The organism is Sphingopyxis sp. (genome assembly GCF_036675685.1).
Lineage (GTDB): Bacteria > Pseudomonadota > Alphaproteobacteria > Sphingomonadales > Sphingomonadaceae > Sphingopyxis.
In genome coordinates this window covers 145367-167912 of the sequence record NZ_JAKFEM010000011.1, presented here as the reverse complement: position 1 = coordinate 167912, position 22546 = coordinate 145367, and the positions used below count along the sequence as shown (strand labels likewise).

General features: G+C 67.7%; 22 protein-coding genes. 16 read left to right on the top strand and 6 right to left on the bottom strand.

All coding sequences use genetic code 11. From position 1 onward, the window contains the following. The first annotated feature begins 7 nt into the window (after positions 1 to 7). A complete protein-coding gene (locus V6M50_RS06235) occupies positions 8 to 781 on the top strand; it encodes an enoyl-CoA hydratase-related protein (protein ID WP_332817687.1) in 774 nt (257 codons plus the stop codon). Between the two features lie 137 nt (positions 782 to 918). Here V6M50_RS06235 and V6M50_RS06230 read toward each other — a convergent pair whose 3' ends face one another. Next, positions 919 to 1707: a transcriptional regulator domain-containing protein gene (locus tag V6M50_RS06230; protein WP_332817686.1), complete on the bottom strand. Its 789-nt coding sequence runs from the start codon at positions 1705 to 1707 to the stop codon at positions 919 to 921. 200 nt (positions 1708 to 1907) lie between these two features. On the opposite strand from V6M50_RS06230, the gene V6M50_RS06225 reads away from it, so the two are divergent. The 7 genes from V6M50_RS06225 (at position 1908) to V6M50_RS06195 (ending at position 7536) form a co-directional block, all read left to right on the top strand. Beyond that, a complete protein-coding gene (locus V6M50_RS06225; RefSeq protein WP_332817685.1) occupies positions 1908 to 2669 on the top strand; it encodes a LuxR family transcriptional regulator in 762 nt (253 codons plus the stop codon). A 56-nt stretch (positions 2670 to 2725) separates the two neighbouring features. After that, complete coding sequence (locus V6M50_RS06220) at positions 2726 to 3343, top strand: acyl-homoserine-lactone synthase (protein WP_332817684.1); 618 nt, start codon at positions 2726 to 2728, stop codon at positions 3341 to 3343. Between the two features lie 11 nt (positions 3344 to 3354). After that, the gene (locus V6M50_RS06215) at positions 3355 to 4251 is read left to right on the top strand and encodes a phytanoyl-CoA dioxygenase family protein (RefSeq protein ID WP_332817683.1); all 897 of its coding nucleotides are present in this window, start codon (positions 3355 to 3357) and stop codon (positions 4249 to 4251) included. Continuing rightward, positions 4248 to 4865: a GntR family transcriptional regulator gene (locus tag V6M50_RS06210; RefSeq protein ID WP_332817682.1), complete on the top strand. Its 618-nt coding sequence runs from the start codon at positions 4248 to 4250 to the stop codon at positions 4863 to 4865. Before V6M50_RS06215 ends, V6M50_RS06210 begins: the two co-directional genes overlap by 4 nt. Before the next feature lie 101 nt (positions 4866 to 4966). After that, entirely contained in the window at positions 4967 to 5104 is a 138-nt protein-coding gene (locus tag V6M50_RS06205; protein WP_332817681.1) for a hypothetical protein, read from the top strand. A 42-nt stretch (positions 5105 to 5146) separates the two neighbouring features. Then, positions 5147 to 5827: a lasso peptide biosynthesis B2 protein gene (locus tag V6M50_RS06200; RefSeq protein WP_332817680.1), complete on the top strand. Its 681-nt coding sequence runs from the start codon at positions 5147 to 5149 to the stop codon at positions 5825 to 5827. Further along, positions 5824 to 7536 carry an asparagine synthase-related protein gene (locus tag V6M50_RS06195; protein ID WP_332817679.1) on the top strand — a complete coding sequence of 571 codons (1713 nt, stop codon included), beginning with the start codon at positions 5824 to 5826 and terminating at the stop codon, positions 7534 to 7536. Before V6M50_RS06200 ends, V6M50_RS06195 begins: the two co-directional genes overlap by 4 nt. A 54-nt stretch (positions 7537 to 7590) precedes the next feature. Here V6M50_RS06195 and V6M50_RS06190 read toward each other — a convergent pair whose 3' ends face one another. The 4 genes from V6M50_RS06190 to V6M50_RS06175 form a co-directional block, all read right to left on the bottom strand. After that, positions 7591 to 9573, bottom strand: coding sequence for an Atxe2 family lasso peptide isopeptidase (locus tag V6M50_RS06190; protein ID WP_332817708.1), 1983 nt, complete (start codon positions 9571 to 9573; stop codon positions 7591 to 7593). A gap of 2 nt (positions 9574 to 9575) precedes the next feature. Beyond that, positions 9576 to 12503: a TonB-dependent receptor domain-containing protein gene (locus V6M50_RS06185; RefSeq protein ID WP_332817678.1), complete on the bottom strand. Its 2928-nt coding sequence runs from the start codon at positions 12501 to 12503 to the stop codon at positions 9576 to 9578. Positions 12504 to 12566: 63 nt separating this feature from the next. After that, positions 12567 to 13511, bottom strand: a complete 945-nt coding sequence (locus V6M50_RS06180) for a FecR family protein (RefSeq protein WP_332817677.1) — start codon at positions 13509 to 13511, stop codon at positions 12567 to 12569. Further along, positions 13508 to 14086, bottom strand: coding sequence for an RNA polymerase sigma factor (locus V6M50_RS06175; RefSeq protein ID WP_332817676.1), 579 nt, complete (start codon positions 14084 to 14086; stop codon positions 13508 to 13510). The genes V6M50_RS06180 and V6M50_RS06175 overlap by 4 nt, the downstream gene beginning before the upstream one ends. A gap of 1056 nt (positions 14087 to 15142) precedes the next feature. Here V6M50_RS06175 and V6M50_RS06170 point away from each other — a divergent pair. From V6M50_RS06170 to V6M50_RS06160, 3 genes are all read left to right on the top strand, one after another. After that, a complete protein-coding gene (locus V6M50_RS06170; RefSeq protein ID WP_443030487.1) occupies positions 15143 to 16321 on the top strand; it encodes an ArdC family protein in 1179 nt (392 codons plus the stop codon). Further along, the gene (locus V6M50_RS06165; protein WP_332817675.1) at positions 16318 to 16803 is read left to right on the top strand and encodes a DUF2958 domain-containing protein; all 486 of its coding nucleotides are present in this window, start codon (positions 16318 to 16320) and stop codon (positions 16801 to 16803) included. Before V6M50_RS06170 ends, V6M50_RS06165 begins: the two co-directional genes overlap by 4 nt. A 98-nt stretch (positions 16804 to 16901) precedes the next feature. After that, complete coding sequence (locus V6M50_RS06160) at positions 16902 to 18845, top strand: ParB/RepB/Spo0J family partition protein (RefSeq protein ID WP_332817674.1); 1944 nt, start codon at positions 16902 to 16904, stop codon at positions 18843 to 18845. A gap of 195 nt (positions 18846 to 19040) precedes the next feature. Here the strand turns inward: V6M50_RS06160 and V6M50_RS06155 are convergent, their stop codons facing one another. Continuing rightward, positions 19041 to 19361, bottom strand: a complete 321-nt coding sequence (locus V6M50_RS06155) for a hypothetical protein (protein WP_332817673.1) — start codon at positions 19359 to 19361, stop codon at positions 19041 to 19043. 430 nt (positions 19362 to 19791) lie between these two features. On the opposite strand from V6M50_RS06155, the gene V6M50_RS06150 reads away from it, so the two are divergent. The 5 genes from V6M50_RS06150 to V6M50_RS06130 all read left to right on the top strand — a co-directional run bounded on the left by V6M50_RS06150 (position 19792) and on the right by V6M50_RS06130 (position 22527). Then, on the top strand, positions 19792 to 20115 hold the full coding sequence (locus V6M50_RS06150; protein ID WP_332817672.1) for a DUF736 domain-containing protein: 324 nt from the start codon (positions 19792 to 19794) through the stop codon (positions 20113 to 20115). Positions 20116 to 20318: 203 nt separating this feature from the next. After that, positions 20319 to 20585 carry a helix-turn-helix domain-containing protein gene (locus tag V6M50_RS06145; protein ID WP_332817671.1) on the top strand — a complete coding sequence of 89 codons (267 nt, stop codon included), beginning with the start codon at positions 20319 to 20321 and terminating at the stop codon, positions 20583 to 20585. Next, positions 20578 to 21150, top strand: a complete 573-nt coding sequence (locus V6M50_RS06140; RefSeq protein WP_332817670.1) for a S26 family signal peptidase — start codon at positions 20578 to 20580, stop codon at positions 21148 to 21150. The genes V6M50_RS06145 and V6M50_RS06140 overlap by 8 nt, the downstream gene beginning before the upstream one ends. After that, entirely contained in the window at positions 21138 to 21929 is a 792-nt protein-coding gene (locus V6M50_RS06135) for a lytic transglycosylase domain-containing protein (RefSeq protein WP_332817669.1), read from the top strand. The genes V6M50_RS06140 and V6M50_RS06135 overlap by 13 nt, the downstream gene beginning before the upstream one ends. Before the next feature lie 238 nt (positions 21930 to 22167). Beyond that, on the top strand, positions 22168 to 22527 hold the full coding sequence (locus tag V6M50_RS06130) for a hypothetical protein (protein ID WP_332817668.1): 360 nt from the start codon (positions 22168 to 22170) through the stop codon (positions 22525 to 22527). The last annotated feature ends 19 nt before the right edge of the window (positions 22528 to 22546 follow it).

Here is a 22546-nt window from a genome sequence, read left to right as displayed (position 1 = left end):
AAGAGCCATGGACGCCGTCACTGTAGAAATCGTCGCGCCGCATGTGGCGCTGATCACTATCCGGCGCCGGGACGCGCGTAACGCTGTCAACGGCGCCGTCGCCGCCGGCCTCGATCGCGCGGTCAAGGCGGTCGAGGTCGACCCGGATCTTTGGACCGCGGTTCTGACAGGGGAGGGGGGGGTGGCCTTCTGCGCGGGCGCCGACCTCAAGGAGGTTTCCGCTGGCCGAATGCAGGACCTCTACACGACCGACGGCCAGTTCGCTGGCTTCGTCAAGCATCACCGCACCAAGATTTGGATCGCGGCGGTCGAAGGCTTCGCAATGGCGGGAGGTTTTGAGATCGCACTGACATGCGACATGATCGTCGCGTCGGAAAGCTCGGTTTTCTCTCTCCCGGAGGTGACCCGGGGCCTGATCGCGGCGGCCGGCGGCGTGTATCGGCTTCCGCGCGCCATACCCCGCGCCTTGGCGTTCGAATTGATTGCGACCGGGGACCGTATCTCCGCCGCACGCGCGGCCGAACTCGGCTTCGTGAACAAGGTCACCGCCGCTGGAGATGCTGTCGCCGAAGCGATTGCGTTTGCCGAACGCATCAACCAGAACGCGCCGATCGCCGTCCGAGAGAGCTTGGCCGTCGCCCGGCGGGCCTATGACATGGCGGACGATGATCTCTTCGCGCTCGGCTTGCAGGGGCAGGATCGCGTGATGACGACCGAAGATTTCGCCGAGGGGCCACGTGCTTTTGTGGAAAAGCGTGCGCCCCAATGGAAGGCGCGCTGAATATACTGCCTCTAATCCGGGAGACCGACCGACGCAGCGGTTTTCGACCGCCGCTCGCCGACCGACTTAAGGCGGTGGCAAGAGGTTGGAACTGTAAGCCGCGGATGACGCTTTTGAGGGCTGGTCGTGCTTGCCGTTCAGGGGTGAGATCCGCGCGCGGAGAACCAGGGCCCGCAAAACGGATCGTCGAGATATTTCCGCGCCGTTCGAGCGAGGCGTTGGATACGTAAGCGAAACGAGCCATTCTCCAGCCGCCACCGCTCGCCGGTTGCCGTCTTGCCATAAAAGGCGCGCGCCATATCCTGATGCGAGGCTCCGCTGATCATCGCGTCGGCGGTCCGAAGCTCGAGCACCCAGCGCACTGCGCGCGGCTCGCGCGGGCGCAACGCCGGCGGCATTTGCCCCGCTGTGGCGAGCGCGCCCAATTGGCGCAAGGCAGCAATGCCCGGCTCCGCAGCACGGAAGCCCGAGAGCGCGTGCCCCAGGAAGACCGGGCCGCCAAGCAGCGTGCCGTCGTGCAGGTCAAGGCGGACAATCCACTGGCCATCGGTCAGAAGCCAGTGCTCGATATCCGCATCGTCGATTTCAACCGAGACGAACTGGGACAATTTTCGAATATCGAGCATGTCCTCGGCAGCAGTAGCGGGTAGACGTATCGGATGGCTGGCCAGAACGGAGGGGTCGATGCCGGGCGACCAGATGGGGCGGGCATCGGCGAGCGCGTGCCCAGGGTCTTCATAGGCGAGCAGTCCGAACTCCTCGGGCAAGCGGTCCCGGCTCTGCCAAGCGTGGCGGTAGGGTGCGTGCCGGCGGAGCCATTCCCAGGCGAAGCCGCGGCGATCGGCATAAAGCAGCGACTTGTAAGGCGTCGCGGAGCGCCAGTCCCGCTCACATTCGACCAGCACGCAAGGCGGCGATTTGGACATTAACAAAAATATCTAGAATATTCTTGAAATATTTCCATGACTTTCGGATATTATCGGTGACCGATTTTGTCAGCTGCGATGGGGGCGGCGTTCTTTCGTCTGAGCGATTTGGCCTAGCGAGAGGCCGCGGTCGGTCAGCATATTGAAAGGGCGGACCGACGCGGGTGGCTTGAAACGCCCCGGGGTGCGCGGCAGTCGATATGTTCAATCTCGATGGGGCGCAGGGCATGGCGCTCGAGTTCACGCAAGTTCGCGGCCGCGAAGATCTTCATGACATGCTCCGTGAAATCTGTCGGCAGCTCGGTTGCAGCTTTTACGCGCTCAGCCATCATGTCGATTTTCTTGGGTCGCCTGGAAGCGGGCTTCGGGTTCATAATTATCCCGACGAATGGGCCGAGTGGTTCGATCATCACCGGCTCGGTCTGACCGACCCCGTGCACCGCGCCAGTCAGCGCACCTCCGCCGGCTTTGCCTGGCACCATGTTCCGGCGATGATCGAAATGCGCGCCTCGGATCGTGAGGTCTTTGCGCGGGCGCGGCGCTATGGCATCGGCGACGGGCTCACCGTTCCGGCGCATGTCCCCGGCGACGCGCACGGCTCCTGCTCGTTCGCCTGGCGACGAGGGGAGGTCGCCAACGACGAGGCGGTCGTTGCTGCGCAATCGATTGCCAATTTCGCCTTCGAGGCCGCACGGCGGGTTCATAGTCCGATCCTGCTTTCGCCTCGACGCCTGACGACGCGGCAGCGCGAGTGCCTGCAATGGATCGCGCGCGGGAAGACCGACTGGGAAATCTCGAAGATCATGAGCATCAGCGAAATGACGGTGCTGCAGCACGTCCGTGACGCGCGGCACCGCTATGATGCAGCGAACCGGACACGGTTGACGGTCTGCGCGCTTTTCGACGGATCCCTGCATTTCGGCGACGTCGCCGACCTCGGATATCCCCGTTTCCTGTTATAGCGCGGCGCCGATTTTCGCTTCAATTGGACTGTCTCTTTCAACTGGGAGACAGTCCAATGGTTTTGATCGTCAATAACGCCAATCGTTACAGCGAGCGGCGCGCGCTGCGCACCATGTTCGAGGCGAGGAAGCAGGTATTCATCGACCTGCTCGGCTGGGATTTGCCAGTCCTCGCTGGCCGCTTTGAGCTCGACCAGTTCGACGATGGCGATGCCGTCTATCTGATCGTCACCGATGAAGAGAGCCGCCACCTGGCCTCGGCACGGTTGCTCGACACCACCCGGCCGGCGCTCCTCGATGCGCTTTATCCCGATCTGGTCGAAGGCGATATCCCGCGCGGCCCCAGCATTCGCGAGATCACCCGCTTCTGCCTGTCGCGCGGCATTGGCGCGGCAATGCGGCGGAGGGCGCGCGACATGCTGCTCGTTGCTCTGGCCGACTATGCGCTGGCGAACGGCATCGCGAGTTACACGGGTGTCGCGGAGCGGACGTGGTTCGACCAGATCGCGATCTTCGGCTGGGATTGCTCCGCGCTCGGCGCGCCGCGTGTCCACGAGGGAAGGCCGCTAGTCGCCCTGCATATCTTCATCGACGAAACGACGATCGGCAAGCTCGCGGCCAATGGTATCGTCTCGCACGCGGCCATCGCGCACTTTCCCGCCGAAGCGGCATGAAGGAGCAGGACATGGACAGCCACCTTCTTCCCGCGGATCGCCTCGCAGAGGCGGCCGAGCTGCTCGCCGACGGCTATACGATCGTGCGCGGTGCCGTGCGGCCCTCGCTGATCGCCGAGATCGAGGCCGACCTCGCCGATCGCTACGAAGCGACGCCCTTTTGCGAGGGGGGCTTCTATGGCGAGCGCACGAAGCGCTTCGGCCGCCTGCTCCTTCGGTCCGAAGGCATGACGAACCTTGTTCTCGATCCAACGATCCTCGCGCTCGCCGAGATGGTCCTCGGCCGCTTTTGTGATCGCCTGCAACTCAATCTTACCCAGGCGATCGAGATCCATCCGGGAGCTTTGCCGCAATTTCCGCACCGCGATCAGGATATGTGGCGGGGCGAGATCGGGCGTATCGAATATCTCCTCAATGTCATGTGGCCGCTGACGCCCTTCACGCCCGAGAATGGCGCGACTCTGGTCTGGCCCGGCAGCCACGGCGCGGCCGCGCTCGATATGGACGAACGGGGCGCGCCAATCGTCGCCGAGGCGCGGCCGGGGGATGCGATTGTCTTCCTCGGTTCGACCCTGCACGGCGCAGGCAGCAACAAGAGTTCGGCGGTGCGCCGCGGCATCATCGTGAGCTACTGCCTTGGCTGGCTCAAGCCCTATGAAAACCAGTGGCTTGCATACCCGCCCGACGTCGCGAAGATGTTTCCACCCGAGCTGGCCGCGCTCGTCGGCTATGCGCAGCATCGCCCCAATCTTGGCAATTTCGAAGGACAATGTCCGTCGGTCCTGTTTGGGGGATATCCCGCGGATCCGCTCGGCGCAGTCGACGCTCTGCGGCCCGATCAGGCAGACCAGCTCGCCGATCATCTGGCGGCGCAGCGCAACGGCTTGGCCGCAGGACAGGTCTCATGAGTCCCGGGGCGACGATGGAGCGTGTCTACACCGATCTGAAGTCGCGGATCATGGCGGGGGCGTTCGACCCAGGCTCAAGGCTCGACCCGGTACATCTGGCGCGCGAACTGGTGGCGAGCGCGACCCCGGTCCGCGACGCACTGCACAGGCTGAGCGGCGAGCGCCTCGTCGAGAGCTGGCACCAGGACGGTTTCCACCAGCCGGCGCACAATGAAGCGGATCTGCGCGATATCTATGTCTGGACGCAGGTGCTTCTCGGGCTGGCGCTGCGCGCGCCCGGCCGACCGGCACCGCTCGACGGTCCGGTGTGCGGAGCCGATGGCGCGGCCTATGCTTCCCGGGTGGCGCGCCTCTTTCGAGCGATCGCGCTGACGTCGGAGAACCGTGAACTGCGGCACGCGATCGGCAACGTCACCGATCGCAGCCAGATGCTGCGCGCCGCCGAACGACGAAGCGACCCCGATAGCGAGGCGCAGCTCGCGGCGATGGAAGAGGATTTCGCGGTCGCGAACTGGTCCGCTCTTCGCCGGTCGGTGGCGGTCTTTCATCGCCGGCGGATAGCGGGTGCGGGCGCCGTGGCCTTGCTGCTGCGCCCACCCGAGCGCCAGCTCTGACAACAATCGCGAAATAGGCTTCGTATAAAGTGGCTATATCGACCTCGGGGCATAGCCTTTGAATTGCCGCACTTTCGCGGCAGTTTGGAAAGGAGGGTCCCATGGACCGCAAAGACCTCGCCGAGAACGGCATCGAAGAACTGGGCGTCGCCAGCGTCGAGACGCGCGGCACCGAATTCCCGGTTCCGGAATCGATCGGGCGCAAGCTCGAACCCGACGCCGGCATCTCGGTCGACTGACCAGGCGAGGGCGCGGCGGTCATCGCCGCGCCCTTACGCGCCATGCTTTTCCACCAGCCCGCTCATATCAGCTTCGGATTTCTTCGCGGCCGCGCCGTCGCTCTCGATGTCGCAGCCGATCGCTATTATCTTCTCGCCGAAGCCGACGCGGCGACGCTGGCGGCGCTCTCAAAAAGAGCCCTGGACGCCATCGACGTGACTTGCGCCAGCAGGCTCGCCGAGCGCGGCCTGATCGGGTCAGGGCCGGGTCCGGCGATCGCGCCGATTGAAATGACAGGGCTCGATGAAAGCGCGCTCGAGTTGCCCGGGCCGCGGGAGCGCGTCGGTACGCTCGAAGCGGGCCGCGCGATGTTCGGCGCGCGGCTGTCGCTTCGCGCCGCCGGCCTCGCACCGACGCTAGAACGCTGGCGCCGCCTGGAGCGCCGGATCGCACGTCGTCAGCGCTCGGCATCGTCTGGCTCGGCCGTGAGCGACCGCGACAGGGCCGCCGCAATCGCTCGGGGTTTTGCGGAAGCGCGCATGTTCGTTCCGGCGGCCCGCCGATGTGTTCCGGACAGCCTCGCGCTCGCCACCTGCCTCTGGCGGCGCTCGGCACCGGCGGAGCTTTACTTCGGCGTGCGCCTTGCGCCCTTCGCAGCACATTGCTGGGTGCAGTCAGGCAACCTTCTTTTGTCCGATCCCTTCGACATTGTCCGGGAGTTTACGCCCGTGTTCGAACTGTGACCCTCCGTCTCGCTCTTGTTACGGGGCATAGTGAGCACGACGCCTTGCCGCAGGGTGTGGTGCGCCTCGCCGCCGTCGGCGCCGCGACGCTTGTCGGTGATGCCGATGTGCCGGTCGTCGCTATGGGAGACGCGATATTGATCGGCTGGGCATTCCGGAAGGGTCGGGATCAACCTTGCGATCGTTTGGCGCCGCAAGAGGCTGTTGCGATCATCGAGAGCGCGGGTCGATGGGCGATCGACCGCCTCTGGGGCAATTATATTGTGATGTGGAAAGCCGAGGATGGCGCCCCGCATATCCTGCGCTCGCCGATCACCGGTCCCGCCGTCTATCATGTCGTCGGCGCCGAAGGGCCTCAAGGCCCGGATTCGCGCTCACGGATCGCCTTTACCGATCTCGCGCTCGCACGGTCGCTCGGTTTCGCGCTCGATCGCCCCGATGCGCAGGCGATCGATGCCGAATTACGGATACCCTTGCTCCGCAGCCCCACGACCGGGCTCAAGGACGTTCGCGAGATATTGCCCGGCGAGATCGTACGGCTCGGCGCGCCCACCGCCTTGCCGCAGAGCTGGCGGCCATGGGACTATGTCGATGCGTCGCGGCGCGCCGATCCCGATGCCTTGCGCAGTCAGGTCATGCGCGTCGTCTCGGCGTGGAGCGGACGGTTCGGACGAATCCAGCTCGAGCTGTCGGGCGGCCTCGACAGCTCGATCGTGGCGGCTTGTCTCGCCGGCCGCCGTTCGCCGTGGCGCGCGATCACGATGGCGACGCCCGATCCCGACGGGGATGAGCGCGTCTATGCGCGTGCCGCGGCGGACCGAGCGCGTGCGCCGCTTTTCGAACTGCTTCTCGCGGGCGAGGCGGCCGACCCCGTGGCGCCGCTGCGGCATCTCCGGCCGCGACCGGGCGGGTTCGGACTCCTTGCGCCGGTCGATGGCGCGCTGTTTTCGGCTGCGAAAGATTATGGCGCCGAGGCGATTTTCACCGGAGCGGGCGGCGACAATGTCTTCGGGTATCTGACCTCGGCCGCACCCATCGTCGACGCGCTGCGGTTCGCGGGACCCGCCGCGGCCTGGCGCGCTGCCGGCGATCTCGCACGCGTAATGAACGACAATATCTGGAAAGCCCTGCGGCTCGCCGCCCGCAAGCTCGTCGTGCCCGGCGCGTTTTGGCCAACCGACGCGACGTTGCTCTCGTCGCGCTTCGCAGCGAACCCGCCCCAGCATCCCTGGTTCGACGGCGCATCCACGGCCTGGCCGGGCCAGCGCACCTACGCCTTGAAGCTGCTTCCGATCCAGCCGTTCCTCGATGGCTATGACCGCGCGCTCGCGCTGCCGATGATCGCCCCGCTGCTGTCGCAGCCGCTGGTCGAATATGGCCTTGGCGTGCCGAGCTGGCAGTGGTTCGAGGGCGGGCGCGACCGGGCGCTCGCACGCGACACGTTCCGCTCCGACCTGCCCGACATCATTCTCGCGCGGCGGATCAAGGGCCGCATCGAGTCGCTCTTCTATCCGTCCTTCGACCTCAACCGCACCGCGCTCCGGCACTTCCTGCTCGATGGCTGGCTGGCCTCGGAGTCGCTGATCGATTGCGACGCCGTCGCGGCCTTGATCGACGGCAAGGTGCGCGCCGACGGCGTCGCCGTGATCCGCTTGCTCCACCTTGCGGACATCGAACGTTGGGTTCGATCGATCATCGGGCGGCCGTGATGCCGATGTCGAGCCGGCCGGGCGTACACCGGGGAGGGTGCGCCCGGCACGGACCTACGGCGCGGGTGCGGGCAAGGGCTCCTGCGGAGCCCCCGCGCGCAGCTGCCGCCAGCGCGTATATTGCACGCGCTTGGCAGGATCGGCGTCTTCTTCATCCTTGAGCCAGAAACGATACCAGTCAAGATTGCGCGCATAGACCGCGAGCTTGTGGGCGGGCTGATTCTTGATGTGCGGTTCGTCGGCGAAGACGAACATTACTGCCGGTTTTCCAGCGCGTTTCAGCTTGGTGTGGAACTCGACGACATAGCGTGCCTCAGACTCGGGAAGCTGCATCAAAAGCGGTGTATCGATCTCGGCCGCGTCCGCCGTCGGCGACAGCGCCTTCCAGCGCGCCGTGTCGCTATCGGGATCGCCCAGACCCCAATAGCGTTTCAGCATTTCCGGGAAGCCGCGGCCGGGCAGGGCATTGGCCCAGTAATAGATCGGCGAAATCTGACCCGACGCACTCGTCGCCGCGGCGAAGCGCTTCGAGTGACGGATGGCCCACAGCGCGACTTCGGAGCCGAAGCTGAGCCCGCCGATCCCGACCCGCGCCGGATCGATGATGCCCTTGGCGGCAAGATCGTCGAGCGCGCGTTCGATGTCCGCGAGCGCGAGCCGGTATCCGGCGTCGGCCGCCTCCGCGTTGGGGCTCCTTGTTCGGTCCATGCACAGCACCGCGATCCCCTTCTCCACGAGCGGGAGCATCGGGATTTCATCGCCGACGCCGCCCTTGAGGAAGCCCGCGCAATGATAATATTGCACGACGAGCGGCAGCGGTCCGCGCGACCGTGGTGGAAGCAGGAGAATGCCGGTGACATCGGCGCCCCATTCCATCGTCTCGGCGCGGGCAAGGATACGGCCACGCAGCGCTGCATTGGGATCGGCGAGGACATGTCGCGCACCGGTCGAGATGTCGATTTCGACGAGTCGCGGCGGATCGGCGGGGGCGCTCTCGGCGCAGATCAGGCTTGAACGTCCGACGGCGCAGCGTGGCGCCCGGTAGCTCGTTCGCTGCGCGCCATCGATTGTCGCGACAAGGCGCGCGGTGGGCGCACCGACCCGCCATCGATAGACGGTTTCGCGCGCCGAGCCTTCGCGCTCGAACAGCAGGAGCGCGCCGCTTCCGGGCTGCCACGCGAGCGCGGTGAGCGCTGGAGATCGGCAGACGGGAGCTGCGCATGTCGGCGGCGTGCCGTCGGGCGATGTTAGGCGCACGAGGCGCTTATCCCCCGATCCGGTGATTTCTGCCACCGCGCCCCTGGCGCTGGCGACGCGTTTGGCCTGCGCTGGCGAGGCGTCGGCGAAGACCGGCGTCGACACCTTGGGGCTTTCGCCTATCGCGACGAACTTCTGCGTGCGCGGTGCATCCCAAAGCAGCCGCTCGCGCTCGAACCATTCGGTCGGGAGTTGCTGCATGACGCGTTTGCCGTCCTCGACCGCGCCCCCCGCGACGGGCTGCATGATGTCGAGCCGGTGATCGACGAGGACGCCCTCCCGATACGCTCTGTCTTCGGCCGCCGCGATCTCGGCGCGGCTCGCGCCCACCGTGTAACGGAGCGTTCCGCCATCGGCGGAGACGGCAAAGTCGACGATGTCGGCCGCGTCGACGATCTCGCGGCGCAGGGCTTCCCCCTCGCGCCAGTGCCAGATCGCGACGATCCCATCGACCCGCGCCCGGAAGCGAAGCCCCCGTGAATCGCCATCCCAGACGGGGACCTGGTCGGCGACGCCGCCCGATCCATCGAACATCGCGTCGCCGCCGCTCCCGACATGCAATTCGGTCAGGCCGCCGAGCGTCGCGACATACCAGTCGAGCCTGATCTTGTTGTGGTCGACCGATGGCCGGCTGACGCGATAGGCAACCCGGCGCCCGTCGGGCGAAAGCGTCGGGGCACCGATCTCGGCGACCTCGACGAGGTCGCGCGCCGACACCGGCGTCCGCCCGATTTCTGGCGCCGTCGGAGGCGGTGCGGCGGAAGCGAGAAGGAGGGACATGATCACCACGCGACGATCGCTTGCAATGCGATCGTGCGCCCGATCGCGCTTGCCTGTTCGGGATCATAGCCGAAGGCCGAGTTTCCGGTCCGGAACTGGACATAGGGCGGCGGTGTGTCGAACAGGTTGTTCACGCTGAGCGCAAGCCGCAGCGCGCGGTCTCCCGTCTTGGTATCGCCGATCCGTGCGCCGAGCTGGAGATCGAAAGTCGTCCAGCTCTTCACCCGTTCGGCGGGGGTCACGGTGAGGTTGCGATATCCCGCGACATGGTTGAAGCCGATGCCGCCATCGAAGGCACCGTGCGCCAAGCCTGCGCGCCCGCGCAGCCGCAGCTTGCCGGGATTTCCGAGCGTTCCGACGACGTTCACCGCCGGCGCCGCATTGGTAATCTGGTTGTCGATCGTGAACAGGCGCGTTCCGCCGATCGAGAGCGAAACCTCGCCATTGCCGATCGGGCGAGCGTAGCTGGCATCGAAATCGAGCCCGCGCACCCTTGCTTTGGAGAGATTGAGCGTGCGTCCGTCGACGATCGCGCCGACCTCGCCCGGCGCGACGCCGAGCGTGTTGGTGAAGCTCGGGTCGGCGAAATAGGCCGCGATGGTCGCGGGATCGGGGGCGTCGTCGATGATCGCCGCGTAGATATCGCGCCGCGCGAGGAAGTTGAACAGGTCTAAGGAGGCGGTCGCAATCCGGTCGCGATAGCGGATATCGAACCACGTCAGGCTGAGCTTGGCGCCCGGCAGGATCGCGGGTTCGAGATCGAGGCCCGCGGTCCAGTTGGCGGCCTTCTCGGGTCCGAGGTCGGGCCGGAAACCGAACAGGCCAAGCACCACGGTCTGGCCGCTCGGGGACTGCGGGTCGGGGAGGGCGATCGTCTCGTAAAAGGCGTTCGCCGTTCCGACCAGTTCATCGAAGAAGGGCGCGCGGAACGACCGGCCATAGGAAGCGCGCAGCGCGACGCCGCGGGTCGGCGTCCATCGCACGCCGAACTTCGGATTCGCCGTGTCGCCGACATCCGAATAATCCTCGTAGCGGCCTGCGGCGGAGAGGGTGAGCGCGCCGGGGAATTGCGCGCCCGCGTCGAAGACGGGGACGACGAGTTCGCCATAGATGGCCTTGACCGCGCGGTGATCGGGCAGGCCCGGAATTCCCGACGTCGTCGGCGTTTCGGCGCTGCGGTCGATCGTCTGGCTGTAGCGCAGCCGGTCGCGGCGATATTCGGCGCCGACCGCCATTTTCACCTCGCCCGCCGGCAGCGCGAAGAGCGGCCCGTCGGCGCGAAAGGCGGCGGTCCAGTTTTGATAGCGTACCCCGCGCGTGAGGCTTCCGCGCAAGCTGTCGATCAGCGCGCGATCATTGACCGCGCCGTCGCCGAACAGGTTGATCGCCTGCGCCCGTGTCGTCGCCCCGGCCGAGCGGGTCAGGCGCAGCCGATGGACGATGTTGACGCCGTCGTTGCGCTCGCGCTGCAGCCCGTAACCGCCCGAGAGCTCGAGCGACCAGCGACCGAGTGCGGCGCGCCCGCCAAAGGCAGTGTTGAGCGCGCGCGACGAGCCGCGGACGCCTTCGGGTCCGAAGTCGGCGGTCGGATCATAATAGACGCTGATATTCTGACCCGTCCCGAGCGGATCCACATAATAGGGATTGGTCGGGCGCACGGTGAGCTGGGTGATGCCGAAGACGCGCTGGCGCGCCGCGAAATGCCGCTCGGCATAAAGCGCGCGCGCGAACAGCGAGAAATGGTCGCCAAGATCCTGCTGCGCCGATGCATAGAGGCTCCCGCTTTCCTGACGCGGCAGGATGTCGATGTTGCGCCGCGTGTCGCCGCGATTGAAGCCGGCGCTCGGAACGAGCTGCGTTGGCGTGAGCGCGGACCCATCCTGTCCCGCGGGGATCAGGAAGTGCTGGCCATTGGCGGCGACGATCGTCCCGGGGTTGGCGAAGTTCGAGCGGAGATCGGGGCCGCCGAAGGCGCGCAGATCCTCGGTGGCAAACGCGCGCTGGCTCGATGCTAGGTTGCCGCGGCGATAATATTCGCCCGCGACGACGAGATGACCGCTGCTCCAGCGGGCACCGAGTAGCTGCCCGGCCTGCACTTCGCCGAAATCGCCGTCGGCGGTGCCGACGCGCAGCCGCGTCTCGGCGCCTTCGAAGCGGTCGCGGAAGCGGATGTTGACGACGCCGGCGATCGCGTCGCTGCCATAGATCGCCGACGCGCCGTCGGTGAGGATTTCGACCCGCTCGATCGCCGCGGAGGGGACGAGCGACAGATCGGTGAAGGCCCCCGACCCGCCGCCAAGGGCGGGGCGTGCGCCATCGAACAGGGTGAGCGTCGAGCCGCTCCCGAGCCCGCGCAGATTGATCCCCGTGCCATAGGTGAGGTTCGTGTTCGCATAGCCGCGCGCGCTCGTCCCGACATTGGCTTCGGCGGGGCCGCCCGAGAAATTCTGCGGGATCGTTTGGAGAAAATCGCTCAGGGTGGTGCGCCCACTCCTGTCGAGCGCTTCGCGGTCGATCGTCGTGACGGGCGAGCCGATCGGCCCCGCGCCTCGGATACGCGTACCGGTGACGACGATCGCGGCGTCGGCCTCGTCAGTCGAGATCGGCGCCGCGGCATCGTTTCCCGCGCGCAGCACCAAGGCGCCGCCGACGATTTCCGCCGACAGTCCCGTGCCGATGAGCAGTCGCGACAGCGCCGCGTCGGCCGCGAGGTGCCCACGCACGGATCGGCCGCGCTTGCCCGCCAAGAGATTGGCGTCGGCGAGAACTTCCCGGCCCGAAATCTCCGAATAGCGGCGCAGCGCCTCCCCGAGCGGCTGCGCGGCGATATCATAGGAGCGCGTTTCGGTCTGCGCCTGCGCCGCCGACGCGCATAGAGCTATGCTCGCACAGGTGGATGCCAGCGAGATGGCCAGGATTGTCTTGTTCATTCGTCCCTCCCTTGCGGCCTCGATGGCCGTCTGGGTGGGAAGATGCCGGTGCGGGATTTGGACCTAGGTTTTTCTTCGGGCGTCCGCGAGCATGATCTGGGCGTCCGCTTCCGAGGCCGTGAGCCCGAGCGCGGCGGCGAGCTTTTGCGCCAGCAGAGGCGAACCCGCCATGTCGAAGCGCCCGGTCACCGGGCGCGTCGCGAGCGCCGGGTCGGCGAGCCTGATCGGCACCGCATTGACGCGATTGGCGCGCTCGAGGATCGCGCCTAACGGCAGATTGTCGGCAACGAGCAGCGTCGTGGAGGGAACATCTACCGGTGACGCCATTGGCAAGGTCGCTGTTTCGCGCGGGAGAAGGTGCGGACCCTCCTTCGCGGCTTCGGCGGTATCGCCGGGGCGCAGCCGGATCGGCGGCGTGATACTACCGAGCCGCCGGATTTCGACCGATCCCTTGACGAGATGGACCAGCGGCGCGGTACCGGTGAGATCGATCTCAAAGATGGTGCCGAGCGCGGTGGTGACCGAGCCCGCGGCTTCGACGCGGAACGGCCGGGTGGCATCGTGCGCGACATCGAAACGCGCGCGGCCGCCTGTCATGACGACGCGGCGTTCGCCGGCGCTGTACTGCGGCGTTACCTTGGCGCCGTCGATGAGCGTGACGCGCGTCCCGTCGTCGAGCGTGAGCGCGCCGGTCTCCTCGCTGGCGACGATCACCGGGTCGCCGCTGCCGCCGAGCAGCAGCCACGCGGCGCCGAGCGACAGCGCGAGCAGAAGGGCGGCAGCGAGCGCCCAGCCCGGTCGCCGCGACGTGCTTGACGACGGCGGATGCGCCGCGAGATGGGCGGTCGCGATCCCGCCGAGAAGCAACCAATTCTCCTCGGCGCGGGCATAGGCTTCGGCGTTGGCGGGATCGCGGCGCCAGGCTTCGAATTCGTCGCGGTAGGTTTCGGCGTCGCCGGTGCGCATGCGCGCGAACCAGTCAGAGGCGTCCATCGCGCCGTCGTTCAAGGCTTCGCCGTCCGTGCTCGGTCTATCGCCTTCATTGCCTGTGCGATCTGCCATTCGACGCCCTTGACCGTGAGTCCCTTTGCCGCTGCGATCTGTTCATAGCTTAGCCCGTCGAACCTGTGCATCAGCAAAATCTCGCGCGTCTTCGGCTTAAGGCGCGCGAGGCTGGCCTCGATGCGCCGGATCGCGTCGCGCGCCTCGAGCGCGGCGTGCGGATCGGGGCCGGCGACGGCGGTTTCGTCGAAACTGTCGTGCGCCGATTGCATCCGCCGCTCGCCGGTGCGCGCCCGCATCGCGAGAAGGTTGCGCGCGGTGCGAATCAGATAGGCGCCGGGCTTCTCGATCAGCGCCAGCGCCTGGCCCTTGCTCGCGGCGAGATTGCGGAAACAGTCCTGGACGAGGTCGCTGACGTCCTGGCGCGGCGCGCGCGAGGCGAGATAACGGCGAAGCTCGGGCTGGTGCGCGGCATAGATGGCGTCGAGGCGCGCGGTGCGGGCAAAGCCCGACCAATCCTCGGGCGGCAGCGGATCGTCGCCGGCGAGCCCGGAGCGCCCGATGCTGTCGTCATAGTCCATTGCCTCCGCCTTTCCGCGCGAGGCGGAAAGGCGGTTTTGAAGCCGGGCGACGAGAACACTCTTGAACGTGCGCCGCTGCCTTTAGCCCGAAGGCCTGGACAGACGCAGCGGCCACCCGGCAGGATGGCAATGAAAACTCTATAGGTTCAAGCGGGTTCTCACGCCCGGCACCGTGCGCCTCCGCCCGATGCGCGCACAGAATAACGCGCAAGCGCCAGAGTGCAATATGGTTTCAGATGATACTGGTCCATTTCGGAAGGAGCGGGATCTGGGCCGCGCCGGAGCCGCCGACGGTACGGGGTTTCACGCGCCGCGCTCCGCTGCGGCGCGGCGTTAGCGGAGCATAGTTCGCGAGGGCCAGCTATGTCTCCCTCTATGGTCACTGAACCGCGAGCGGCGTTTGCGGCTCGTTTGCCTTTTGCGGGATTCTCCGGGCTGGCAGGACAGAAACTGGGCCAAGGTCGACCAGGTTGCTGATGAGGAGCGCGGCCTGAAAGGAGCGCACACTGGCGGCGGGGCCGCCGCCAGAGGTCGCGCGCTGCACGGTGGGCCACGCGGCGCTCTTGGGCTCGCTGGTCTTGGCGCGGCGGCGGCTAAGCACAGCTGCGCGCGCACGCCGCCGCGCCTGCGGCTCGCCAAGGGCGCCTCTCATTTTGGCCCTTCGGGCCGGCTCCGGGCCGTCTGGATTGGGGAGCGAGATGTCGATCGGGCGACCGAGGGCCGCGTCGCGAGCGGTCGGCTTGGAAAGCCTCCGCGCCCAATTTCACACCCATATCGAACAGACACCCGCACCGCCGGGGTCGCGGCTGATGGCGCCGCGCGGGGCGCGCGGCGGCGCTTTGGTGTGCCGGCACCTCGGACATCGGTGCGGGCGGCGCACGGCCTGTGGGACCGCCCGGCGCCCACGCAAGCCGGTCTTCGCCCGGCTCCTTCGCTTCGCTGCGGCCCTGCGGGTGCGCGGCCGCCTCCGGGGGCGGTCCCCTTGTCCGTGGATTCGCCGCCCGCCCCGCTGTCCGGGGCCGGCTGCGGCGGATTTCGGTCAGGAGGAGACGCGCCGTGAATGCTTTCCCGCAAGGTTTGGACAAGGCCTCACCCATAGAGCGCCGCGCGCGAGCGCGCGGCGAGGCAGCGCGGCAGGACCGCGCCACGACCAAGCGCAGCGGCGCACCACGCGCGCGCGGCGACATGAACCCGCTCGGCGACAAGGACGGACAAGGCGACCCGTCGCGCGCGTCGCTCTACGACGAGGTGACAGCGCGGATCGTTGCCGAACTCGAGGCGGGGCGTTTCCCATGGGCGCAGCCTTGGGACGCCGCCGCCTTCGCGCCGGGCTTGCCGCGCAACGCCGACACGCGGCGCAGCTACTCGGGCATCAATATCCTCATCCTGTGGTCCGAGGCGGCGCGGCGCGGCTTCGCGGGGCAGGGATGGCTGACCTTTCGTCAGGCGCAAGCGGCGGGCGGGCAGGTCCGCAAGGGCGAGAAGGGCACGACGATCTTCTATGCCGCGCGCTTCACGCCGAAGGACGGCGGCGCGGCCGAAGCGGCGGGCGCGGACCAGACCGGGGGCGGGGTAGGGGACGGCGAGCGCGCGGTTCCGTTCCTCAAGCGCTTCACCGTGTTCAACGTCGCGCAGGTCGACGGCCTCCCGGATCGCTGCACCGCGCTCGACGGGTCCTTGCCGCCGCGTGAGATCATCCCGCACGCCGAGAACCTGCTCGCGGTGAGTGGCGCCGATATCCGTATCGGCGGCAACGACGCCTATTATTCGCCACTGGACGACTTTATCGCGCTTCCGCCGCAACAGGCGTTCTTCGCGCAGATCGACTATTATCGCACTGCGCTCCACGAACTCGGCCACTGGACCGGCCACAAGACGCGGCTGGACCGCGACCAGTCGGGGGCGTTCGCGAGCGGTGCCTATGGCCGCGAGGAGCTTTGCGCCGAACTGGCGAGCGCGTTTCTCTGCGCCGCGCTCGGCATCCGCCCCACCGTCCGCCACGCGGACTATCTCGGCGCTTGGCTCGCAATCATGCGTGCCGACACGCGCGCGATCTTCAAAGCCGCGAGCCTCGCCTCGAAAGCGGCGGATTATCTGCTCGGCTTCGCGCCGGATGCGGCGCAACGCGCGGCGGGGGCACTCCGATCCGTATCGGGCGCAGTGGCGGAGATGGCGCCCGCGCATGGCGGCGAGGCGACGGTGCCGGCGGCATGGAACGGGAGGGCGGCGCGATGACCCTGCTCCCCGCCAATCTCCGCTTCGCACTCAACGCCAATGCGCTGACGGGCCGCATTCACGCAGCGCAGGGCGGGCGTTTCGACCCGCGTCCGGTCGTTAAATTCTTCTCGCCCGTTGGCGCGGCGACATGGCTCGCGACCGAGATCGACAGCGACGGCGACACGCTGTTCGGCCTTGCCGACCTCGGCTTCGGCTGTCCCGAACTCGGCTGCTTCTCGCTGCGCGAAATCGCGGCGGTGCGCTTGCCCTTCGGCCTCGCCATCGAGCGCGACCTCCAATTCGACGGTCTCGCGCCGCTCTCGGTCTGGGCCGACGCGGCGCGGCGCTTCGGCACCATCGTTCAGGCCGAGGCGGCCCTGCGCCGCAAAGCGCGCGATTCCCAAGGCGGCGTCGGGGAACCGCTGCGGCTTGCCGCCACCGATGGGGCCGACGCACCGCCGTCGTCGGGCTGCGAACAGGACGAGCTTCCGCCTTTCTAGGCGGCAAGGCGAGGCGGCGCGTTTTCGCCGTCAATCAAGCCGGTCCCGCCGAGACTCCACCCCCCGGACGGGACCGGTGCTCACATGGAGCAAATGTCATGAAACTCGATTTTATTCCGCTCGACAAGCTTACAGTGGCCAAGACCAATATGCGCGCCAAGGGGCGCGACCCCGATGTCGGCGACATCGAGCCGAGCATCCGCAAGCGCGGCATCCTCATTCCGCTGCTCGTGCGCGAGCGGTGCGGGACCGGAGCCGAGGATATCCCGTTCGAAATCCTCGCGGGGCGGCGGCGCTTCACCGCCATGAACAATATCGTGCGCGACGGCGGCGCGGCGCGCCCGCTGCCGTGCGCGATCCTCGACGAGGGCGACGACGCCGACGCCATCGAGGCGTCGATGCTTGAAAATCTCGCGCGCGTCGCCCCCGACGAGGTCAGCCAGTGGGAAGCCTTTGTTCGGCTCGCCAAGGCGGGACGCAATGTCGAGGAGATCGCCGCCGACTTCGCCTTCGAACCGCAGACGGTGAAGCGCATCCTCGCGCTCGGCCATCTGCTGCCGCGCATCCGTACGCTCTATCAAAATGGCGAGATCGACCAGACGACGGTCAGGCAGCTGACTCTTGCCAGCAAGAGCCAACAGTCGGCATGGCTCGCGCTGTTCGACGACAAGGACGCCTATTGTCCGACCGGCTTCCGCCTGAAGGACTGGCTGTTCGGCGGCACCGCGATCAAGGCCGCGCATGCGCTGTTCGACGTCGGGCAAGCGAAGGTCGCGGTGATTGCCGACCTGTTCGAGGGCGACGCGCTGATTGCCGACGTCGACACCTTCTGGCCGCGCCAGATGGCCGAGGTCGAAACGCGCCGTGCCGCCTATCTCGCCGACGGGTGGAGCGACGTGATCGTCCTCGACAGCGGCCAGCGCTTCGACCGCTATGATCACCGCCACACTTCGAAGCGGCAGGGCGGGCGCATCTATGTCGAGGTCCGCAAGAGCGGCGAGGTGAGCTTCCACGAAGGCTATCTCACCGAGAAGGAAGCCGCCGCGCGCGCCAAGGGCGAGGCGGGCCGTGTGCCGGAAAAGGCCATGCGGCCGGAGGTCACGAGCGCGACCAACGCCTATATCGACCTTCACCGCCACGCGGCGGTGCGCGCCGAACTGGCGAAACATGGGGGGATCGCGCTGCGCGCGCTCGTCGCGCATGTCATCGCGAGCGCCGATCATTTTCGCGTCGATGTCCAATCCTATGTCTGCGCGAAGGACGAGGTGCAGGAAAGCGTCGAGACGTGCGGCAGCGAGGTGATGTTCGACGAGCGCCGCCGCGCGGTGATCGCCGTCCTAGATCTCGACCCCGAGAGCCTGACGGTCACCGGGCGCGGCTATGGCGGCGGGCGGCAGTTCGCGCCGCTCTTCGCGCGTTTGCTCGAACTGCCCGACCCGGTTGTCCTCGAAATCGTCGCGATCGTGATGGGCGAGACGCTCGCGGCGGGGAGCGAGGCGCTCGAAATGATCGGCTTTCACCTTGGCGTCGACATGGCGAAGGTCTGGACGCCCGATCCCGCTTTCTGGGGCCTGATCCGCGACAAGGAGGTGCTCGGCCATATCGTCGCCGAGGTCGCGGGCGCGGATGTCGCCGCTGCCAATGCCGGGAGCCAGGCCAAGATACTCAAGGCCATCGTTACCGACCATCTGGGCGGCAGCAACGGGCGGCCGCAGGTGAGCGGCTGGGTGCCCCGCTGGATGCGTTTCGAGCCGTCGCCCTATACCGCGCGCGGCGGGGTCGGGAGCGTCGCGGCGCATGAGCGGATGCTCCATATCCTCGCGCGCGATGCCGAGGATGCCGCGCGCCGCGCGGCCGGGGATGGCGATATGGCGGACGCCGCGCCGGACCCCGACGCGCCGGTCGAAAACGCGGGCGAGACGGCTGACGCTGGCGAGGGCGAGGGCGAGGGCGAGGGCGCGAACAAGCCCGAAGGCCTTGGCACCGGTGCGGATACGAGCGAAGGCGGGGGCGAGGACGTCCCGGCGGCGCTCGCCGCCTGACCGCGAAGGGGCGGCGCCTTCGTCGCCCCTTCATTCCGCCGAAGAGTGAAGCCCGAAATCCCGCGCGCCGCCCCTCGCGGGGCGGCGGGGAGGGAGGAAAAGGCGCGCGGGCGAGTCCTTTCGGGCAACGCCCGCGCGCCTTTGCGTTTGCCTGAAATATCGCCGCGCGGCAGGCCTTCGGCGCCGCGCGAAATCCTATTCTGAAAGCACGCCGTCGACGCGGCCCGCGAGCAGGCGGCGCAGAAAATAGACGCGGAACAGGTCGAGCAGCGCCTCGGCCGCTTCATTGTCGTTCGCATGCGCAATCACGTCGAACCCGCCATCGGACGCGGGTTGGAATTCGAACGGATGAAGCCCGGTCAAGCGCAGCGCGGCAGGGTCGAGTCCGTCGCGGCGGAGGCTCGAAAGCGCGGCCTCGTCGAGCGACAGCCCGATCCAGATGCCCGCGCTCCGCGCGGCGATCATCGCGAGATCGCTGCCGTCGGCGGCGATACTGAGGCTAGCCCGTCCGTCCATTTCGTCCCCTTTGCGGGCCATATCGGCCCTGTCGTTCGTGCGAAATTCCGGCCAGCCATCCCCGCGACTCCGGCGGCCGAAGCTTGAAGCCATGCCGCGAAACGGCGGTCCTTGCCACCCGCAATCCGCACGCCGCCTATCGCTTCACCGCATTGCCGCGGACGCACTCCTTGTCGCGGCGGAAGCCATTCGGGGCTCGGGGGGCGGGATGGGACGGGTCGGCGGCGGCGCAACGCGCGCCGCGCCGCTATTTTCCCCGCCGGCTTTGCCGGCTCCTCGCGCGCGGCGTTCCGCCTTCAAAATAGCGGCGCGGCGCGCGTCCTCCGCTGGCGCTGCGGCCCTGCGGGTGCGCCGCCGCCTCATGCCCCGTCCTCGTCATCCGCCACGCCCCGGGAATGGTCCCGGCGGCGCAAATTCAAGGAGACGAACCATGGCAGCAATCGGTTTTGTGAACGGCAATATGGCCGAGGGATATCGCGGACAGCTCAAGACGCTCTCGATCCGCGCCGACATCGAAATCCGGGTCAACCGGAGCAAGAGCGGCGACGCCCAGCCCGACTACCGGGTCTTCTCGGACAATGTCGAGATCGGCGCCGCATGGGTCCGCACCGGCCAAGTGTCGGGCGAACCCTATGTCTCGCTGAGCCTCGCCGCGCCCGAATTCGGCCCGCGCCGGCTCTACGCGAACCTCGGCCGCGCCGCCGGGCAGGACGACGAGGATACCTACGCGCTCATCTGGAATCCCGCCGACTGACTTCTCCCCACCTCACCCCCGCGCGGCACCCGCGCGGGGGTGCTTTTTCGTGTCGCCGATCCGGTCCTGTCGCTCGCGGCTAGGATCGTTTTTCGCATGGTCGTTTTTCGAGCCTCCCCGGACGGGGCCGCCGCGGACAAGTTCGGGGCCGTCCGGGACATCGAACGCCGTCCGGACCGGCATGGACGACGAAAGGCGACGCGATGGCGGACGACAATGACGAAGTGCAACGCGCGCGGGCAGCGACGCGCGGGAGCCCTTTTCTCAGCACCGAGCAGGCGGCCGCCTATCTCGGCATTGGCGCTCGCCGGCTGAAGGCGATGCGGCAGAATTGCAGCGGTCCGTCCTACCGCTATCACGGACGCCTCGTCCGCTATCATATCGACGATCTGGTCATCTGGTCGAGGTCGCGCGGGCCGCAAGGTCCTAAGTCTGGCAGCGCTGCGACCGGGGGCAAGTGCGATGACTAGGCCCCCAGACCTGCCGCTGATCGCATGGGGCGAGACGATCCGGGCCGCGCGCGCCCGCCGCCAGCGGCTCCGTTTTCGCTTCGCGATCGCTGCCTCGGGAATCGCGGCCCTCGGTCTCACGATGATCGCGCCGCCGATGCCGCGCCTCGTCTGGAATGTCAGCCCGAGCGCCCCGGTCGGCCTCTATAGCGTCACCCCCGGCGCTTCGCTCGCGCCGGGCGATATGGTGGTTGCCTGGACCCCGAGGCCGTGGCGCGCGCTCGCCGCACGGCGTCATTATCTTCCCGCCAATGTGCCGCTCGTGAAGCGGGCCGTCGCGGTCGGCGGCGACCGGATCTGCGCGTCGGGCGAGGAGGTTTCGATCAACGGCGTGCCCGCCGTGACGCGGCTCATGCGGGACGCGCGCGGGCGAATTCTGCCATGGTGGGAAGGCTGCGTTGCAATTGGGAAGGGCGAGGCGTTCCTCCTCATGGCGAACGCCGACGCGTCGTTCGACGGCCGCTATTTCGGGGTTACCCGGCGCGGCGACATCGTCGGCAAGGCGCGGCTGCTGTGGGCGCGCTAAGTGCCTTCGGCGCCGCGCTGGCGCTCGCCGCGACGATTCTTGCGGGCGCCGTGCAGGCAGACGCCGCGCAGGCGGGCGCGGCCGAGACCTCGCCCGGCGTCGAGCAGTGGCGGCCGATTGCGCGCGAGGCGGCCGACCGTTTCGGCCTGCCGATCGAATGGGTGATGCGCGTCATCGCGGCCGAGAGCGGCGGGCGCACGCGGCTCGGAGGCGAACCGATCACGAGCCACGCTGGCGCGATGGGTCTGATGCAGATCATGCCCGCGACCTGGGGGGCGCTTCGCGCGCAATATCGCCTTGGCTCCGACCCGCATCTTCCGCGCGACAATATCGTTGCGGGCACCGCCTATCTTCGCGCGATGTATGATCGCTTCGGCTATCCGGGGCTGTTCGGTGCCTATAATGCCGGGCCCGGACGCTATGGCGAATATGTCGCGCGGGGACGGCCGCTGCCGCGCGAGACACGCGACTATATGGCGCGCGTTACCGGCTACGCGCCCGCGCCGGATCGCTCGGCGGCTGCGCCGCGCGCGGGCCGCGCGGCGCCTCCGGCCGGACCGGGGCGGACGCTGGACCCGATCTTCTTTAGCCGGGTCGAAGCGCAATCCGGTGTCATGGCGACACGGTCAGATGCGGTCGCCGCGAGGTCGTCTTTTCCTTCACGCGGAGGGTCGGCGGGGGTCCCTGAAGTGCCTGCGGAATCATCGGATAGCCTTCGAACCGCAGGTGGCGGCGCACTCTTTGCCGTGCGGTATCCGGCGCCGAAAGTCAGAGAGTAAGGGGCGTGAGGTCGCCCATGATCGCGGGGGTGGGGATCGTCTCGGCAAGGCCCAGTATGACGGGGGGCGGCGCGGCTGTGCAAGGCCGGCGGTACCCCCAATTTTCTTCGAAAATCGGCTCCCCCACCGCCGCTTCGCGGCGCGCGGGCTCTGCCCGCGCGGCCCTGACAGCCGCGCCGCCCCCCGTCTCCGGAAACATGTTCCCGACGTTGGGATCGTTTGTTTCGAGGAGGATATCATGGGCGTTTTGGCAATTGCAAAGGCATCGGACCAGGTCTTCGAACGGCTCGTTTCGGGCATGGAATCACGATTCGGTCGCAGCGCCGCCGAGGGGCTGGCGCGCCAGTTTATCGAGGCCGAAGGGGCGGATTTTTACTGGGAAGCGCGGCTCCGCGAACGCTGGCTCGGTGGGTATGAAAGCCTCGAGGAAGAGAGTGAAGGAGCGCTCGACCGGGTCGCGGTCTTCGGATTGCTCGATGGCGTCTACTACATCGCGGTGCTGCTCGTGGACGGGCTCGGCGGCATCGATGCGCTACTTGGACTGCGTCGATTCGAACGCAGCGAGGACGCGATGCGCGCGTTCGAGATCGCGCGCTGAAACAGCGCGTCTTACGGAA